Origin of the sequence: Cupriavidus pauculus, from assembly GCF_022179805.1 — a bacterium.
Taxonomy (GTDB): domain Bacteria; phylum Pseudomonadota; class Gammaproteobacteria; order Burkholderiales; family Burkholderiaceae; genus Cupriavidus; species Cupriavidus pauculus_E.
The window spans coordinates 97,741-116,033 of record NZ_BPUO01000010.1 but is presented as its reverse complement, the minus strand read 5'-3'; the positions used below and the strand labels follow the sequence as shown (position 1 = coordinate 116,033).

At 68.2% G+C, this 18,293-nt stretch carries 14 protein-coding genes; 10 read left to right on the top strand and 4 right to left on the bottom strand.

Translation table 11 applies throughout. The features are described from left to right. Nucleotides 1-22: 22 nt before the first annotated feature. From MFF62_RS20975 to MFF62_RS20930, 10 genes are all read left to right on the top strand, one after another. Entirely contained in the window at nucleotides 23-511 is a 489-nt protein-coding gene (locus tag MFF62_RS20975) for a DUF4381 domain-containing protein (protein WP_238265053.1), read from the top strand. Next, the gene (locus MFF62_RS20970; protein ID WP_238265052.1) at nucleotides 508-1,530 is read left to right on the top strand and encodes a vWA domain-containing protein; all 1,023 of its coding nucleotides are present in this window, start codon (nucleotides 508-510) and stop codon (nucleotides 1,528-1,530) included. The genes MFF62_RS20975 and MFF62_RS20970 overlap by 4 nt, the downstream gene beginning before the upstream one ends. Continuing rightward, nucleotides 1,527-3,119: a vWA domain-containing protein gene (locus tag MFF62_RS20965; protein WP_238265051.1), complete on the top strand. Its 1,593-nt coding sequence runs from the start codon at nucleotides 1,527-1,529 to the stop codon at nucleotides 3,117-3,119. The genes MFF62_RS20970 and MFF62_RS20965 overlap by 4 nt, the downstream gene beginning before the upstream one ends. Next, nucleotides 3,116-4,186 (top strand): BatD family protein, encoded by a 1,071-nt coding sequence (locus MFF62_RS20960; RefSeq protein WP_238265050.1) that lies wholly within the window; start codon nucleotides 3,116-3,118, stop codon nucleotides 4,184-4,186. The genes MFF62_RS20965 and MFF62_RS20960 overlap by 4 nt, the downstream gene beginning before the upstream one ends. Before the next feature lie 119 nt (nucleotides 4,187-4,305). Next, the gene (locus tag MFF62_RS20955; protein WP_404990805.1) at nucleotides 4,306-5,502 is read left to right on the top strand and encodes a formylglycine-generating enzyme family protein; all 1,197 of its coding nucleotides are present in this window, start codon (nucleotides 4,306-4,308) and stop codon (nucleotides 5,500-5,502) included. Nucleotides 5,503-5,537: 35 nt separating this feature from the next. Continuing rightward, nucleotides 5,538-6,626, top strand: a complete 1,089-nt coding sequence (locus MFF62_RS20950) for an HAD family hydrolase (protein WP_238265049.1) — start codon at nucleotides 5,538-5,540, stop codon at nucleotides 6,624-6,626. 84 nt (nucleotides 6,627-6,710) lie between these two features. Beyond that, entirely contained in the window at nucleotides 6,711-8,498 is a 1,788-nt protein-coding gene (locus MFF62_RS20945; RefSeq protein ID WP_238265048.1) for an arylsulfatase, read from the top strand. A gap of 29 nt (nucleotides 8,499-8,527) precedes the next feature. Then, the gene (locus tag MFF62_RS20940; protein WP_238265047.1) at nucleotides 8,528-11,065 is read left to right on the top strand and encodes a fused MFS/spermidine synthase; all 2,538 of its coding nucleotides are present in this window, start codon (nucleotides 8,528-8,530) and stop codon (nucleotides 11,063-11,065) included. Nucleotides 11,066-11,099: 34 nt separating this feature from the next. Further along, entirely contained in the window at nucleotides 11,100-12,077 is a 978-nt protein-coding gene (locus MFF62_RS20935; RefSeq protein ID WP_238265046.1) for an AAA family ATPase, read from the top strand. Between the two features lies 1 nt (nucleotide 12,078). After that, entirely contained in the window at nucleotides 12,079-13,068 is a 990-nt protein-coding gene (locus MFF62_RS20930; protein ID WP_404990804.1) for a DUF58 domain-containing protein, read from the top strand. Between the two features lie 376 nt (nucleotides 13,069-13,444). Here the strand turns inward: MFF62_RS20930 and MFF62_RS20925 are convergent, their stop codons facing one another. The 4 genes from MFF62_RS20925 to MFF62_RS20910 form a co-directional block, all read right to left on the bottom strand. Then, nucleotides 13,445-15,679 (bottom strand): phosphocholine-specific phospholipase C, encoded by a 2,235-nt coding sequence (locus tag MFF62_RS20925; protein WP_238265045.1) that lies wholly within the window; start codon nucleotides 15,677-15,679, stop codon nucleotides 13,445-13,447. Between the two features lie 67 nt (nucleotides 15,680-15,746). Beyond that, a complete protein-coding gene (locus MFF62_RS20920) occupies nucleotides 15,747-15,908 on the bottom strand; it encodes a hypothetical protein (protein ID WP_238265044.1) in 162 nt (53 codons plus the stop codon). A gap of 255 nt (nucleotides 15,909-16,163) precedes the next feature. Then, nucleotides 16,164-17,126 (bottom strand): Bug family tripartite tricarboxylate transporter substrate binding protein, encoded by a 963-nt coding sequence (locus tag MFF62_RS20915; protein WP_238265043.1) that lies wholly within the window; start codon nucleotides 17,124-17,126, stop codon nucleotides 16,164-16,166. A 118-nt stretch (nucleotides 17,127-17,244) separates the two neighbouring features. Beyond that, the gene (locus tag MFF62_RS20910) at nucleotides 17,245-18,198 is read right to left on the bottom strand and encodes a 2-hydroxyacid dehydrogenase (protein WP_238265042.1); all 954 of its coding nucleotides are present in this window, start codon (nucleotides 18,196-18,198) and stop codon (nucleotides 17,245-17,247) included. Nucleotides 18,199-18,293: the final 95 nt, after the last annotated feature.

Genomic DNA, 18,293 nt, shown 5'->3' with positions numbered 1-18,293 from the left:
TGCCCTCAGGGGAGGCCCGCCGGTGAACGATCTTGCCGATATCGTCACGCCGCTCCCGCCATCCTGGTTTCCCCAGACGGCGGGCTGGCTCGTGCTCGGCATCGTTCTGCTCTGCGCCGTGCTCTGGCTGGCCTGGCGCTTCTGGCGGCACTGGCGCGCCAACCGCTATCGCCGCACCGCGCTCAAGGAACTGGCCGGGCTGCAGGCCACGCTGGGCGCGGAAGGCCCGGCGCGTGCGCAGGCGCTGCTTGCCGTGGCCGAACTGCTCAAGCGTACGACGCTGGCCGCGTGGCCCCGCGACACCGTGGCGGCGCTGTCCGGCACTGCGTGGCGCGATTTCCTGCAGGCCCATGCCGGCAAGGCCGCCGATGCCGTGGCGCCGCTGGCCGCTCTGGTCGAGACCGAGTACCGCGACCGCGCCGCGCTGGGCGCCTGGTCCGCGCAGCAGACCCGCGACACCGCGTCGGCCTGCCGGCGCTGGATTGCCGAACACCGGGCGCCGCCAGCATGATCGCGATTGCCTATCCGTGGATGTTCGTCCTGCTGCCACTGCCGTTGCTGGTCTGGTGGCGGCTGCCTGCGTATCGCGAAACCAGCGCTTCGGTGCGCCTGCCGTTCTTTGGCGAAGTGGCCAGCGCGGCCGGGCTGCAGCCAGCCGCTGGCGCCCATGTGCCACGCCGTGGGCTGCTGCTGCATCTGCTGGCGCCGCTGGCGTGGGTGCTGATCGTGGCTGCGCTGGCACGGCCGCAATGGCTGGAGCCGCCGATCTACAAGTCCGAGCCGGTGCGCGATTTGCTGCTGGCGCTGGACCTGTCCCAGTCGATGGACACCCGCGACTTCAAGGACCCGGCCGGCCAGGTCGAGGCACGCGTGCAGGCGGTACGGCAGGTGGTGAGCAACTTTGTCGCGCACCGGCCCGGCGACCGCATCGGACTGATCGTGTTCGGCGATGCCCCGTACCCGCTGGCACCGTTTACGCTTGACCACACGCTGGTCCGTACGCTGATCGACGATTCCGTCCCGGGCATGGCGGGCGCCAGCACGTCGCTGGGCGATGCCATCGGGCTCGGCATCAAGATGTTCGACAACAGCCACGCCGTCGAAAAGGTGCTGATCCTGCTGACGGACGGCAACGACACGGCCAGCCGCATGCCGCCGGCACGCGCGGCCGACATTGCGAAGACGCGTGGCGTGGTGGTGCATACGGTGGGCATCGGCGATCCGGCCGCCACGGGCGAACAGAAGGTGGATCTCGACACGCTGAAGCAGATCGCCGCCACCACGGGCGGTCGATACTTCTTCGGCGCCGACCAGACCGCGCTGGCATCGATCTACGCCACGCTCGACCGCGTCACGCCGCACAAGGAGAAAACGCTGAGCTGGCGCCCGCGCCGCGAGCTGTTCATGTGGCCGCTGGGCGCCGCCGTATTGCTGGTGCTGGCCTACCAGATCGGCATGGCCGCCTACGCCCGCATGCTCACGCGCGCTGCCACGCCCTCCGGTGAGCGCAACAGTGAGCCTGCCACATGAGCGAATGGTTCTCGGCGCTGGCCCAGTTCCACTTCCTGCGTCCCTGGTGGCTGCTGGTGCTGATTGCCGCCGTCTGGCTGCCGTGGGCGGTGCAGCGGCAGGGCGATGTCCGGCGCCGGTGGCGCAGCACCATTGCGCCGCACCTGCTCGATGCGCTGGTCGTGAACGAGCGCCGCAAGCGCGCGGTGCGCCCGGTCCACCTGACCGCGCTGGCCCTGGCGTTGGGCGCCATCGCGCTGGCCGGCCCCACGTGGCAGCGCGAGCGGCCGCCGTTCCTGTCCGACAAGGCGCCGCTGGCCATCGCGGTGGACCTGTCGCCCGACATGAACGCCATCGACATCACGCCCACCCGGCTGGAGCGCGCCAAGCTCAAGATCAAGGCGCTGCTGGCGCATCGCGACGGCGGACGCACCGCGCTCTACGCCTACGCGGGCTCCACGCACCTGGTGCTGCCGCTGACCGACGACGCGGCGCTGCTGCAGACGTTTGTCGATGCGCTGCAGACCGCCATCATGCCGGTGCCGGGCAAAGACACCGCGCTTGCCATCCGGACCATCGCCACGGCGCTGGCAAAGGAGCCCGTGCCCGGCACCATCCTGCTGCTGACCGACGGCGTCGAGCCCGCCGCGACGGCCACGCTGCAACAGCGCGACAAACGCACGCAGCTCGTGGTGCTGGCCATCGGCACGGCGCAGGGCGGTCCGCTCAAGACCGGCGATGGCGCGGCGCCGGGGCTGGACTCCGCTGCCTTGCACCGCGTGCGCGATACCGGCATCCCGGTGGCCACGCTGACCACCGACAGCGACGACGACGTGGCCTGGGTGCAGCGCCATATCCAGTCGCACGTGGAACAGGCCAGCGCGCCGGACACCGTGCGCTGGCACGACGCCGGCTGGCCGCTGACAATCCCCATCGCCGTGCTGGCGCTGCTGTGGTTCCGCAAGGGCTGGTCGATCCGCTGGCTGGCATCGCTGGCGCTGGCCGTGCTGGTGACGGCGCCGCAGACGGGCCTGCGGGCGCAGGAAAGCCCCGCCGCGCGCCCGTGGCATTTCGTTGATCTCTGGCTGACGCACGACCAGCAGGGCCGGCGCGCGTTCGAGCGCGGCGACTACGCTGGCGCCGCCGCGCTGTTCGACGATCCGATGTGGCGCGGCGTGGCCTACTACCGGGCGGGCAAGTTCGAGGAGGCCACGCGGGAATTCGAGCGCATCAGTTCCACCGATGCCCAGTTCGACCTGGGCAACGCGCTGGCCCGGCAGAACAAGTACCAGGAAGCGGCGGCCCGTTACCAGCTCGTGCTGCAGCAGCGGCCCGGCTGGGCGCCCGCTCAACAGAACCTGGCGCGCATGCGGGAGGCCATCGAGCGGCAGAAGCAGCAGGAAAAAAACAAGCAGAAGGATGAGTCGGAGCCGCCGGACCTGAAGCCCGACAAGATCGAATTCGATAGCAACAAGCCGCCGCCACCGCCAGACAGCGACAAGCCGCAGCAGGGCCTGGTGCAGCAGAACGCCGAGATGTGGATGCGCGCAATCCAGACGTCGCCCACCGAGCTGCTGGCGCGCAAGTTCGCGCTGCAGGCCAAGCCATGACGATGCGCTGGCTGGTTGGCATCCTGATACTCCTGGCGGGGTGGGTACACGCCGCCGAGCCCATCGTGCGGATGCGGGTGCTGGGGCAGCAGCCGATGGTGGCGGGGCAGTCGGTGCAGGTGGAGGTCACGATCCTGGCGCCTAACTTCTTCCTGTCGGCGCCGGCGTTTCCGGGGCTGCAGGTGCCGGGTGCCGTAGTGACGATGCCCGACGAGCGTGCCGCCAATTCCACCGAGACCATCGACGGCACCAGCTACGCCGGCATCCGCAAGACCTATGTGTTCACGGCGCAGACCGGCGGTGACTTCGCGCTGCCCACGCCCGAGATCCATTTCAGATATTCCGGCGAGGACGGCAAGCCGCGCGATGCCAGCGTCACGCTGCCCGCCACCACGATCCGGGTCAGCGGACAGCAGGGGGCGCCGGCGCAAGCCGCCTCAGGCGCGGCGGAGGCACCGGGCGAGGCGCTGCTGCCCGCCGCGCGGTTGCAGGTCGCCCAGTCGTTCGACCGGCCCACTAGTGGTAAGGACGCCAACCTGCGCGCGGGCGACGCCCTGGTGCGCACCATCACGATTTTTGCGCCCGGCACTCCGGCCATGATGATCGAGCCGCCCACGCTGGCAGCCCCGCGCGGCGTGCGCCAGTTCCGGGGCGATCCGCAATTGCAGGACGGCGTGGACGCGCCCGATGCCCCGGCGACAACCGGCGGCCGCCGCGTCGAAATCATCACTTATGTGTTCGAAGGCAGCGGGCAGTACACGCTGCCGGCGGTGTCGGTGGCGTGGTACGACCCGGCCACGGGCAAGCGGGCGCAGTCGTCGGCCCCCGCCGTGACGGTCGACGTACATCGCGCCGGGCCGGGCATGGGGCTCGCGCCCACTGGCGGCATGACGCTGACCTGGCCGGACTGGCTCGACTGGCGTGTGCTGGTGGGGATTGCCGTGCTGGCGGTCATCGGTTACCTGCTGGTGCGCTGGCGCCGCCGGGCATCGCCAAAGCGGCCGCACTGGCGCGCCATCGCCGCGCAACGCCGCCGTGGCCGCACGTTGCCGCCTCTGAATCCGTAGATCTCGACAAAATCATGCAGATCGTTCCACCAAAGATTTGCATTCCGTTCCGTTCGGCAGTCGTCCCATACTGGACAGGCTGAATCAGGTGATCGAACCGTACTGTTCGAGGAGCGTCGATGCGTCGTACGCAGCAAACCAGGACGATTGCCACCACCACGCCGGTATGGCGCCGGCATATAGGGCTGGTGGCGCTTGCGTTAAGCATGGCCGTGGCGGGCGCCGGTGCCACGTACTGGTACGCGTCGCGCACGGGCGGCGCCCTGGCGACGGACGTCCGTGCCGGCGATGGCGTCAGCGGTCCGCGCGGCATGGTGCACGTGCCGGGCGGCGACTTCCTGATGGGCAGCGACCACAAGATGTCGCAGCCCAACGAGCGGCCAGCGCACAAGGTGCAAGTCGGCGGCTTCTGGATGGATCAGCACCACGTGACCAACGCGGAGTTCCGCAAGTTCGTCAAGGCCACCGGCTACCTGACCACGGCCGAGCGCGCGCCCGACTGGGACACGATGAAGGTACAACTGCCGCCCGGCACGCCGCGTCCGCCCGATAGCGCTATGGTGGCGGGGGCCATGGTGTTTGTCGGCACCAACAACCCGGTGCCGCTACGAGAGTACTGGCGCTGGTGGCGGTTCGTGCCCGGTGCCGACTGGAAGCATCCGACCGGCCCCGGCAGCAGCATCGAGGGCAAGGACAACCACCCGGTGGTGCAGATCTCTTACGAAGACGCCCAGGCGTATGCGCGCTGGGTTGGCAAGCGGCTGCCCACCGAGGCCGAATGGGAGTTCGCCGCGCGCGGCGGGCTTGACCAGGCCACCTACACCTGGGGCGACAAATTCGCGCCCGATGGCCGCCAGATGGCCAACGTCTGGCAAGGCCAGCAGGTGCAGCCATTCCCCGTGGTCAGCGCCAAGGCCGGCGGCGCGGCGGGCACCAGCCCCGTCGGCACGTTTCCGGCCAACGGCTACGGCCTGTACGACATGACCGGCAATGCCTGGCAGTGGGTGGCCGACTGGTACCGCGCGGACCAGTTCCGGCGCGAGGCCCAGGCTACCCCGGCGGTATTGCGCAACCCGGCTGGCCCGTCCGATTCCTGGGACCCGACCGAACCGGGCGTACCGGTGTCGGCACCCAAGCGCGTCACGCGCGGCGGGTCGTTCCTGTGCAACGAGGATTTTTGTCTCAGCTATCGCCCCAGCGCGCGGCGCGGCACCGATCCCTATACCAGCATGTCGCACCTGGGCTTTCGCCTGGTCATGGATGACCGCGCCTGGGCCGAGCAAAGCAAGCGCCCCGAACTGGCGGCCCGGCAATAGGCCGGACCCCGCCGCACCATTTGGAGGATTCTGTGATGGCTTTCGCCACGGCAGCAGGCTTTCGGCGGCGTTTTCGTGATGGGCTTTCCGGCGCGGTGGTCCTGGCCGCGTTGCTGGGAACGCTGGGCGGGTGCGCGTCTTCTCCAGGCGGGACTGATGCGGCGGCCGCCGGACAGCCAGCGGCCAGTGCATCGGCCAGTGCGGCGACGGCACTGCCATCGTGGCGCGACGGTGCCGTGCGGCAGCGCATCGTCCAGTTCGTGGAGGCGGTCACGCGCCAGGGCTCGCCAGACTTCGTGCCGCCCGCCGAGCGCATCGCCGTGTTCGACAACGACGGCACGCTGTGGAGCGAACAGCCGCTGTACTTCCAGTTCTTCTTCCTGCTCGACCAGGTGCGCGCCGCCGCGCCCCAGCATCCCGAGTGGAAGACCAATCCCGCGTTCAAGGCGCTGATGGCCAACGACATGGCCGGCCTGATGCGCGAGGAAAAGCGCCTGCTGCCGCTGATTTCCCAGGCCAACAGCGGCATGACGGTGGAAGAGTACGACCGCACGATCCGCGCCTGGCTGGACAGCGCGCGGCATCCCAAATTCAACCGCCGCTACACAGACCTGGTCTTCCAGCCGCAGCTCGAACTGCTGAGCTACCTGCGCGCCAATGGCTTCAAGACGTTCATCGTGTCCGGCGGCACGCTCGAGTTCATGCGGCCTTGGTCCGAGCGCGTCTACGGCATTCCGCCCGAGCAGGTGGTGGGTTCCACGCAGGCGGTGACATACGAGATGCGCAACGGGCAGGGCGCGCTGGTGCGTGGCCCGAAGTTCGAATTCATCAACGATGGCCCCGGCAAGCCGGTGGGCATCTACCGGCAGATTGGCCGGCGCCCGATCCTGGCGGTGGGCAATTCGGATGGCGACCTGCAGATGCTGCAGTACACGGTGGCGGGCCCGGGCCAGCGCCTGGCGGTGCTGGTGCATCACGACGACGCCGAGCGCGAGTTCGCCTACGACCGCAAGTCCGGCATCGGCAAGCTCGACAAGGCATTGGACGAAGCGACGGCGCGCGGCTGGACCGTCATCAGCATGGAGCAGGACTGGGTGCGGATCTATCCGTCCGCGCAGCCGTGACCCCGGGAACGTTCCCACCGACTTATCGCCCCTGAATCACCCTCTTAGGGAGGCCCTACGATGAAACCAGCATCGGGTAAGCGAATGAACAGGCTGGCCATGAGCGCGGCAATCGTCGCGATCCTGGCCGTGGCCGGCTGCAAGAAGGCCGACGAGAACAAGGCCGCTCCTGGCGCGTCTGCGCCGGCCGCACAGGTGCCGGCGGCACCGCCGCCCGTGGCCACCACGCCGGTCACGCCAACGACGCCCGCGCCAATGGCCTCGGCACCCGATGCCGCCGGCGCCTCGCCCGTGGCTGCAGCGCCGGCCGGCGCGCAGGGCACGCAGGGCGGCAAGCCCAACATCCTCGTGATCTTTGGCGACGATGTGGGGCTGGGCAACGTCAGCGCGTTCAGCCATGGCGTGGTGGGCTACAAGACGCCCAACATCGACCGCATCGCCCGCGAGGGCATGATGATGACCGACTACTACGCCGAAAATAGCTGCACGGCGGGGCGTTCCACGTTCATCACCGGCCAGACCGTGTTCCGCACCGGGCTGTCGAAGGTGGGCCTGCCCGGCGCGCCTGTGGGCCTGCAGGACCGCGACATCACGATTGCCCAGGCGCTGAAGCCGCTGGGCTATGCCACTGCCCAGTTCGGCAAGAACCACCTGGGCGACCAGGACCGCTTCCTGCCCACCAAGCACGGCTTCGACGAGTTCTTCGGCAACCTGTATCACCTCAACGCCGAAGAAGAGCCGGAACGTCCGTACTGGCCGAAGGACAACCCCGACTTCCTGAAGTTCTACAACCCGCGCGGCGTGCTGCACAGCACGGCCGACGGCAAGATCGAGGACACCGGCCCGCTGAACCGCAAGCGTATGGAGACCATCGACGACGAAACCACCGGCGCCGCGATGAACTACATCCAGAAGCAGGCGCAGGCCAAGCAGCCGTTCTTCCTGTGGATGAACTTCACGCGCATGCACCTGTTCACGCACGTGCGGCCCGAGTATCGCGGCAAGGCAGGGCTGGGCGCCGGCCACGAATACGCGGACGGCATGTGGGAAATGGACCAGAACGTGGGCAAGCTGCTGAAGTCGCTGGACGACGCCGGCATCACCAACAACACCATCGTCATCTACACCACCGACAACGGTCCGAACTTCTTCACCTGGCCCGACGCCGCGAACACGCCGTTCCGCAGCGAGAAAGACTCGAACTGGGAAGGGGCGTTCCGCGTGCCTGCGATGATTCGCTGGCCCGGCAAGATCCAGCCGGGTTCGGTTACCAACGGGCTGATGTCCGGGCTGGACTGGTTCCCGACGCTGCTCGCGGCCGCTGGCGACGGTGACGTCAAGGACCGCCTGCTCAAGGGCACGACGCTGAGCGGCAAGAGCGCCAAGGTGCATCTGGACGGCTACAACCAGTTGCCGATGCTCACGGGCCAGACCGACAAGAGCGCGCGCAGCGAGTTCTACTACTTCAACGACGATGCGGAACTGGTAGCCATGCGCTACGACGTGCTGACCGCCGGTGCGACGGTGCCGACTGCGTGGAAGGTGGTGTTCTGCGAGCAACGGGCGAGGGGCGGCTTCGAGGTCTGGAAGGAACCGTTCACGTGCCTGCGCGCGCCGAAATACTTCAACCTGCGCATGGATCCGTACGAGCGGGCCGACACCGGACCAACCAACCAGTACCACCAGTTGGAGACCGAGAACCCGTACCTGTTCATCGAGGGTAACCGCCGGGCCATCAACTTCCTGCAGACCTTTGTCGACTTCCCGCCGAGCCAGATCCCGGCCAGCTTCACGATCGACCAGGCCAGCGAGAAGATCAAGCGGCAGGTGGCGGACCAGTTGGCCAAGCAGCAACAGCAGCAGAAGAAGTGACGGCGGCCCGCCGCAAGCTGGAGCACGGCATGAAGCGCCCGCCGGCCGCAGTAAAGCCAGCGCGGGCGGGCGCTGACGCGCAGGTGCGCCGTGGCCTCTGGCAGGCCGCGACGCTGCTGGGCCTGTCCGGCGTGGCCGGACTTGTCTATCAGGTGCTGTGGATCAAGCAGTTGTCGCTGGTGGTCGGCGTGGACGTACACGCCGTGACCATCGGCGTCAGCGCGTTCTTCGGCGGCCTGGCGCTGGGTGGCTGGGCAGTCGGCCGCATGGCGGACCGCGTCGCGTCGGCCTGGCGGCTCTATGTCTGGCTGGAATGCGCGATTGCCGTGCTGGGTGTGGCCGTGACGCTGGCCCTGGCGCACGCGGCCGCGCCGTTCGCCTGGCTCGAAGTGCGCGCCGGGGCCGTTGCCTGGGCCTTGCCGCTGGCGCTGGTCGCCTTGCCGGCCATTGCCATGGGCGGTACGTTGCCGGCGCTGATGCGTGCCATCCGCAGCGACGGCGTGGCGTTGGGCGGCAATGGCGGCCGGCTGTACGCCGCCAATACCGCCGGCGCCATTGTTGGTACCTTGCTGGCGGCGTTTGTCGCGATTCCGCTGCTGGGCGTTACGGGCAGTGCGGTAGCGGCCGCCGTGCTGAACGGCCTGGCGGCGCTGGGCGCGTGGTGGTTCGGCCGGGATGCCACGGCGACAGCGGAGGTGCCCACCGTGCCCGAAGCCGGTGCGCGGGCATCCGGCCAACGTGTGCTGGCCCTGACGCTGTACGCGCTGGCCGGCGCCATCGCGCTGGGCTACGAGGTGGTCTGGTCACAGGCCATGGTCCAGTTCCTGAGCACGCGCGCCTTCGCCTTCGCGGTCATGCTGGCGGCCTACCTGGCTGGCCTGATGATCGGCAGCCTGTTCGTGGCGAAGCGCGTCGACCGCAGCTCGGACCCATGGGGCGTCTTTGCGCTGCTGATCGTCGCCGCCGGACTGGTGGCGCTGGTCGAGTTCGCGTGGCTGGGCGAATGGCTGCCCGCTGCGCAGCACGTGGTCTCGCAGCGCGTGCTGGGTGCCACCGGCAACCTGCTGGCGGCTACCTGCGCCAGCTTTGCCGTAGCAGCGCTGTGCGTGGTGTTCGTGCCGACGCTGCTGCTTGGCGCGGCGTTTCCGTATGTGGTGCGTCTGTCGGTGGACCCATCCCGCGCCGGTTCCGGCGTGGGCGCGGTGCTGGCGCTGAACACGCTCGGCGGCATCGTGGGTTCGGTGCTGGCCGGGGTGTGGCTGGTGCCGACGCTGGGCGTGATCCATACGCTTGGCGTGCTAGCTACGGGCAGCGGACTCGTGGCCGTGCTGGCGGTGGCCTTCGGCGATGGCGTCACGCGCCGTGCGCGGTTTGCCATCCCGTTGCTGGCCGTCATCACGCTGATCGTCGCGGTGGCTACGCCGGCCGACCGGCTGGCCGCGTTGCTGGCCAGTACGCGCGGCGGATCGCTGGTGTTCTACGAGGAAAGCCGTGGCGCCACCGTGGCCGTGGTGGAGCAGGGCAAGGCTGGCCAGCGCTTTCACCGGCTGTACATCCAGGGCGTCTCGAATTCGGGCGATACGATGACGTCGCTGCGCTATATGCGCCTGCAGGCGTTGCTGCCACTGATCGTGCATGACGGCACGCCGCGTGCGTCGCTGGTGATCGGCCTGGGCACCGGCATCACGGCCGGCGCCACGCTGCAATACCCGGGGCTGGAGCAACGCGTGGTGGCCGAGTTGCTGCCGGCGGTGGTGCGTGCGGTGCCTGAATTCCGTGGCAATTTCGGTGTCGCACGCGATGCGCGGATCGACATCCGCCTGCGCGATGGCCGCCGCGAACTGCTGCAGTGCCCGCAGCGCTACGACCTGATCACGCTGGAACCACCGCCGCCGTCGGCCAGTGGCGTGGTCAACCTGTATTCGCGTGAGTTCTACCGGCTGGCGGCCGCGCGGCTGCAGCCCGGTGGCATCGTGGCGCAGTGGCTGCCGCTGCCGACGCAGAATCGCGACGACACGCGGTCGCTGGTGCGCAGCTTCCTCGATGTATTCCCCCACGCGACGCTGTGGACCACCGAACTCCATGAAATGCTGCTGGTGGGATCGCTGCAGCCGATGGTGCTCGATGCGGGCCGCATCACGTCGCGCTTCGCCCAGCCGCAGGTGGCGGACGCGCTGCGGGCGGTTGGCGTGGCATCGCCGGCGGCATTGCTGGCCACCTACGTGACCGACCGCGCCGGCCTGGACTGGTTTGCGGGCGATGCCCCGGCCGTAACCGATGACCGGCCGCGCATCGAGTACACGAGCTGGGTGCGGCGGCAGGACTTTCCGCCGGTGCTGCGCGAGCTGCTGGACCTGACCGGCGATCCGCCGCTGGCCGGCGCCAGCGACGCGCTGTACCAGGACATCCGCCGCGAACGCCAGACGCTGCACACGTTCTATGCCGCGGGACTGGACGCCTATCGCGGCGACCGCGAGCAATGGCTGCGCGATATCGGCACGGTGATGCGTGCCGATCCCGAGAATCCCTACTACAACTGGTTCACCGGCGGCCGGTCTGGCCGCTGACACGACTGACAAACGGCTGACAAGGAGACACACGATGAGCGCGCGCGACGACATCCTGGCGCTTCAGGCGCGCATGGGGGAGTCGATTGTCGGCCAGGAGCGGATGGTCGAACGGCTGCTGCTGGGGCTGCTGGCCGATGGCCACCTGCTGGTGGAAGGGCTGCCGGGGCTGGCCAAGACACGCGCCATCAAGAGTCTGGCGAAACATCTGGATGCCCGGCTGTCGCGCGTGCAGTTCACACCGGACCTGCTGCCGGCCGACATCACCGGATCCGATATCTACGTCACCGATGCCGGCAAGGGCGAGTTCCGCTTTCAGCCCGGCCCGCTGTTCGCCAACCTGGTGCTGGCCGACGAGGTGAACCGCTCGCCGGCCAAGGTTCAGGCCGCGTTGCTGGAAGCCATGGAGGAGCGGCAGGTGACGGTGGGCGGCCATACGCACCCGCTGGAACCGCTGTTCCTGGTCATGGCCACGCAGAACCCGATCGAGCAGGAGGGCACCTATCCGCTGCCCGAGGCGCAGATGGACCGCTTTCTGATGCATGTGAACGTGGGATACCCGCAGGCCGATGCCGAGGCGCGCATCATCCAGCTCGCCCGTGCCGAGGAAGCGGCGAACCGGAATGCGGGCACGGGCGACGATGCGGGACGGCTGTCGGCCGAGGTCATTTTCACGGCGCGTGAGGCGATCCATGGCATTGCGGTCAGCGAACCTGTAGAGCGCTATATCGTCACGCTGGTGCAGGCCACGCGCGACGCTGGCCGCTTCGATGACGACCTTGCGCGCTGGATCCAGGTGGGCGTGAGCCCGCGCGGGTCGATCGGGCTCGACAAGGTGTCGCGCGCCATCGCCTGGCTGCGCGGCCGCGACCACGTGACGCCCGAGGACGTGCAGGCCGTGGTGCACGACGTCTTCCGCCATCGGCTGATCCTGTCCTATGAAGCCCACGCGTCCGCGGTGGCCGCCGACGCGGTGATCGACCGCCTGCTGCAGCGGGTGGCGGTGTCCTGACGTGGCCAGGGACAACGCGGCACGGGCCCGCTCACGCGCTGGCGCCGCGCCCGGGGCATCGCAGGCCACCGTCGGCGTCAACGTCGACCTGGCGGCACTGGCCGCGCTGGAAGCCAGCGTGCGCGACTTCCACTTCCGCAGCCGGCAGCCCGTGCACAGCCTGTTGTCGGGCCGGCACGGCTCACGCGTGCATGGCCGGGGCCTGGCGTTCGAGGAATTGCGCCAGTATCTGCCCGGCGACGATATCCGCACCATCGACTGGCGCGTGACGGCGCGCACCGGCACGCCTCACGTGCGGCTCTACAGCGAGGAAAAGGAGCGGCCGGTGCTGCTGGTGGTGGACCAGCGCATGAACATGTTCTTCGGCAGCCGCCGTGCCATGAAGTCCGTCATCGCAGCAGAGGCAGCGGCATTGGCCGCATGGCGCGTACTGGCCGACGGCGACCGCGTGGGCGGTGTGATCTTCGGCGACGCGGACCAGACCAGCGCCGCGCCGCAGCGCAGCCGGCACGGCGTGCTGCATCTACTGGGTGACCTCGCGCAACACAATCAGCGTCTACGCGCCGACCTGCCGGGCCAACGTGGCGCCACGCAGTTGAACAACGCGCTGCGGCAGGCCCTGCGGCTGGCGCACCACAACTACCTGGTCATCGTGATCAGCGATTTCGACGGCGCCGATACCGAGACCCGCCACCTGATGCTGGGCTTGCGCGGGCGCAACGACGTGCTGTCGGTGCTGGTGTACGACCCGTTCCTGCTGGAACTGCCCGCATCGGGTCAACTGGTGGTCAGCGACGGCGAACTGCAGGTGGAACTTGGATTTGGACAGGAGGCGCTGCGCCGCAACGTGCGCAGCTTCGCCGACGCCCAGGGGGCGGCGTTGATGGACTGGCACAAGGGGATTGGCGTGCCGCTGCTGCCGCTGTCGGCGGCGGAAGATACGGCAGGGCAGTTGCGCAGGCTGTTGGGGCAGATGGGGGAAAGACGGTGATGCCGATGGTCCACCCGCTTGTTTTTTGCCCCTCTCCCGCGAAGCGGGAGAGGGGCAGGGGGTGAGGGCAACGAGGGTCTGCTTGCCGATAAGTGGCAATTTGATCCGCCGGCCCTCACCCCCAACCCCTCTCCCAGAGGGCCCAGAGGGAGAGGGGAGAAAACAGGGAGGCAAGGATCAAGCGCCCGGTAGCGCTCATGCCCTGCGTTGTGTTTGCTCCCCTCTCCCGCAAAGCGGGAGAGGGGCTGGGGGAGAGGGCAACGAGGCTCTGCTTGCCGATATGTGGCAATTTGAACCGCCGGCCCTCTCCCCCGACCCCTCTCCCGGAGGGCCCGGAGGGAGAGGGGAGCAAATCAACAAGGGTCAATTCCGCCGCTTAACCCTCACCCATCGCCGGATCACTGACCGTGTGCTTGCCCGTCTCCACGCGCCCCGCAAAGCGACGATAGAACGACGGATCACTGCTGCACGTGACCGCGAAGTCGTACCACTGGCCGCTGTCCTGCAGCTTCCAGTCGAGCGTCTTCGTGCCATTCGCAGCGACCGTGGCTTGCCAGGGGCCGTCGGTGCGGTAGGCCATCGGCGTGACCGTGAACGTGCACGGTTGGGCGCCGCTGTTGATAAGGTCCACGAAGACATTGCCGTTGGCGATGTCGTAGCAGACGCGGATCTCGGGCGATGCCGCTGCGGTGCTCAGGCGGTTCAGGTCGCCCTTGAAATGGCGATGGTAGCCGTTCGGGCCCAGTACCCAGAGGTCGTACTTGCCGAAATTGTCGAGCGCGGCGTCCCAGGTGTCGAGCAGCGTCTTGCCCGCTTCCACCATGTAGCGGCGCGGTACGCGGTCGAGCTTGTTCACGTCGTAGACGTGGAACACGGCCGCCTGCGCGCCGCTGTTCGCGAAGATCAGTTCGACCTGGCCGCCCGTGTAGCAGCGCGCGCTGGTGTGCAGCTCATACGGCAGTGCGCGCGACGGGCGCGTGCCCGGCGCCTGCAGCGGCAGCGACATGTCGCGCGGCACCGGCACGGCGGGCAGCGCCTGCTGGGCAGCGCGCAGCTGGTCGGCCTCGGTACGCGTGTAGCGGCCGGTCAGCGTGGGCAGCGCTTCGGTATTCGGCGTCTTGAAGTTGAACGCGCTGGTCAGGTCGCCACACACCGTGCGGCGGAACGGGCTGATGTTCGGCTCCTTCACGCCAAAGCGGGCTTCCAGGAAGCGCAGCACCGACGTGTGGTCGAACACCTGCGAATTGACCCACCCGCCACGGCTCCACGGCGAAATCGCGTAGAGCGGTACGCGCGGGCCCGGCCCGTAGACCCGGCTGTCGACGGCAGGCTGGCCGGTGCTGCCGGCCGGCGCGCCGTGCGTGAAGTACTCGGGCTTCATGTCGTCCGCGCTCAGCGTGGTCTTGCCCGCGAAGGTCTTGTCCGGATTCAGCGACGGTGCCGACGGCGACGGCACGTGGTCGAAGTAGCCGTCGTTCTCGTCGAAGTTGATCAGCAGGACGGTCTTGCTCCAGACCTCGGGGTTGGCCGTCAGCGCGTCCAGCACTTCCTGCAGGAACCACGAGCCCTGTACCGGGCTGGACGGGCCGGGATGCTCGCAGTAGATCGACGGCGCGTTCATCCACGACACCTGCGGCAGCGTGCCGTTCATCACGTCGCGGCGGAATGCGTTGAGGTAATCCTCGGGGCGCGTGCCCGGCAGCGTGTTGGCCACGCCCTTGTACAGCGGATTGGCCGCGTTGTCGGTGGCGGCGTCGTACGCGTGGTAGGGCACGGCCTGCCCGGTGTTGGTGTAGGGCACGCCCGGCGAGCCGCCGCTGGACACCGGGAAGCCCGAGGCCAGGTTGGCGCGGCGGAACGACTGGAACGCGCCCAGCATGTTGTCGCCCCATTCGTCGGGCATGTTCTGATAGCTGATCCAGCTCACGCCGGCTTCTTCCAGCCGTTCGGCGTAGGTCTTCCACGTGTAGCCGATGTTGGCGTCGGCGGCCACGCCGTTGATCGCGTCCCACTCGTTGTTCACGAAGGCCACGCCCTGCGGCACGGCGCCGTTGGTGCCGGTCATGTGGAACGAACGGTTGGCGTCGGTGCCGGTGTGCATCGCGCAGTGGTAGGCGTCGCAGATCGTGAAGGCGTTGGCCAGCGCGAACTGGAACGGGATTTCCTTCTGCTTGAAGTAGCCCATCGACGTATCCGTCTTGGCCACCGGCCAGCGCGACATGCGGCCGTTGTCCCACGCCTGCTGGCTGTCGGCCCAGGCGTGCGGGGTGCCGGACACGCGCTGGGCGTTGTTGGCGGTGCCGTCCAGGTGATACGGCGTGATCAGCGTGCCGTTGGTGCGTTCCTGCTGCCAGACCTTGCGGCCGTTGGGCATCGGGATCGTCATGCGGTCACCAAAGCCGCGTACGCCGTTGAGCGTGCCGAAGTAGTGGTCGAAGGAGCGGTTTTCCTGCATCAGGATCACCACGTGCTGCACGTCCATGATCGTGCCCGTGACATTGCTGGCTGGAATGGCCAGCGCACGGCGGATGCTGGGCGGGAACGCGGCGAGCGTGGCGGCCGAGAAGGCGGCGCCTGCGCTCGTCCGCAGGAAATTGCGGCGTGAGTTCATGTTCTGCTTGGTTGTGCTTGGGTTCTGCGTTCGGCCACTGAAGGTGATGCGTGCAGGCCGGATGCGATCACGGCGCGCAGCGCTTCTCCACCGGCTGCGAAGGGGTGGCGGGGTCGGTCGGTTTGACCGTCGTCGGCTTTGAGTCGTCGTCGTTGCCGCCACAGGCGGACAGTGCCGCGGCCGTCAGGCAGACGGCCAGCAGCACCCTGGTCAGGCGCATTGGTTGCATGGGGAATCCTCGGCAGAGGGTAGTTCGAGAAATGTGCTTCCGGAGGCCCGGCAAGACTAAGGACGGAACGTGACAAGACAGTGACGTAATGGACACATCCTGGAAACAGGATGTAAAACAGCGACGCGTCACGGAAATGAAAAAAGGGCGCCATATTGGCGCCCTTTGACGGTGTTATAGATGCGATGCCGGGCGCGTTGCCCGGTGCACGTTTGATGATTGACTGACGCCGGCTTGTCCCGGCTTGGTCCCCGATTACTCCGGCTGAATCCCCGCCGTCTTGATGATCTTGCCCCAGCGGTCCAGCTCCGCTGCCTGGAACTTGCCGAGTTCCTCGGGCGATGACACCTTGACCTCCATGCCGTTCTCGGCCACGAAGTGTTTCACCTGCTCGGTGGCCATGGCCTTGCGCACCAGCTCGTTGAGCTTGGCGACGATCGGCGCAGGCGTGTTGGCCGGTGCGTAGAGCGCATTCCAGTAGCCGAACTCGTAGCCCTGCACGCCCTGTTCGGCGATGGTCGGCACGTTCGGCAGCAACGCCGACCGGTGCGGGCTGCTCACGCCCAGCGCGCGCAGCTTGCCGGCCTTCACCTGGGGCAGGCTGGTGGTCAGGTCTACGATCATCACGTCGGTCTGGCCGGCCACGAGGTCGATCACCGCCGGCGGGTTGGCCTTGTAGGGCACGTACGTCAGCTTGGTCGACGTCATGTGCTCGAACTGCTCGGTGGCCACGCGCGCGGACGACGACCCCGATCCGAACGTGAGCTTGCCCGGGTCCTTCTTGGCCAGCGCCACGAACTCGGGCACGGTCTTGGCCGCCACGTTGGGATTCACCACCATCACCATGTAGCCCTGCACCAGTTGCCCGATCGGCGTGAAGTCCTTGATGGGGTTGTAGGGCAGGTTCTTGACCAGGTGCGGGTTGGCAGCCTGCGTGGTGTTGGTGGTCATGAACAGCGTATAGCCGTCGGGCGCGGCGCGCGCCACGTTCTGCGCGGCGATGCCGCCGAAGGCGCCGGGCCGGCTGTCCACCACCACGGCCTGGCCGGTGTCCTTGGTAATCTGCGCGCCCACGGCGCGGGCCAGGCCATCGGTGGTGCTGCCCGGGCTTGACCCGATGACGATGGTGATCGGCTTGGTGGGATAGGTCTGGGCAGATACGCCGGTGGCCACGACGGCGGCCGAAATGGCGGCCAGGGCAAGGTAACGGATACGCATTGGGGTTGTCTCCTGCTTGGGTGTGTCTTTCCTGAAGCTTTCGAGCGGGGCGGGCGTTCGCGTCTTGTGCGCGTTGCCCGTCCGGCGGCTTACGTAACTAGCGATGTGGTGTGACGGCTCAGGTCGTCAGGCTGAACTCGGGGCGCTTGCCCGCCAGCGCCTGCTCCAGGCTGGCCAGCACCAACTCGCCCATGGCCTCGCGCGTTTCGTGCGTGGCGCTGGCGCGGTGGGCCTGCAGCGTGACGTTGTCCATGCCGAACAGCACCTCGGGCACGTTCGGTTCATCGACGAAGACATCGAGCCCGGCCCCGCCGATGGTTCCGGCCTTGAGCGCCGCCACGAGGTCGTCTTCCTTGACCAGACGGCCGCGCGCGATGTTGATCAGGTAGCCCTGGGGGCCCAGCGCCTTGAGCACTTCGGCATTGACGATGCCTTCGGCCTTGTCGGCGGCGGCGGCCAGGATCAGCGCGTCGCTCTGGCGCGCCAGGTCAACGAGGTTGCCCACGAACGTGTGCGGCACATCGTCCATGGCACGCAGGTCGGTGTACGAGATCGGGCAGCCGAACGCAGCCAGCCGTGCGGCGATGGCGCGGCCCACGCGGCCCATGCCGACGATGCCCACGCGCATGCCGCTCACGCGGCGCGCCAGCGGAATCGCGCTGGGCTGCGGGTAGCGCACCCAGTTGCCGGCGCGGATGAAACGGTCACCGGAGCAGATGCCACGGCACGTGGCCAGCAGCAGGCCCACGGCCAGGTCGGCCACGTCCTCGGTCAGCGCGCCGAACGTGCCCGTGACGGGCAGCTTGCGGGAGCGCGCATATTCCAGATCCACCGCGTCGGTGCCCACGCCATTGACGGCCACCACTTCCAGCGCGGGCAGCTTTTCCATCATGTCGCGCTGGATGCCGGTATGGCCGCCCGTGATCACGCCACGGATCGACGCACCGTGCTCGCGCAGGTACGCGTCCTTGTCCGACTGCTCGAACAGGCGGTGCACGGTATAGCGCTGCGCGAGCTTGTCGTTGATGGCCGGGATCAGGATGGGATTGAGCTGGAGGATATGAGGCTTCATGCTGGGCTTCCGAAAAATGAGAAAACGCGGGCAAGACGGGGCCAGCGCGCCCCGGGCGGGGCACGTTGGCGGGTGAAACAGGTGATGGCTGGAGG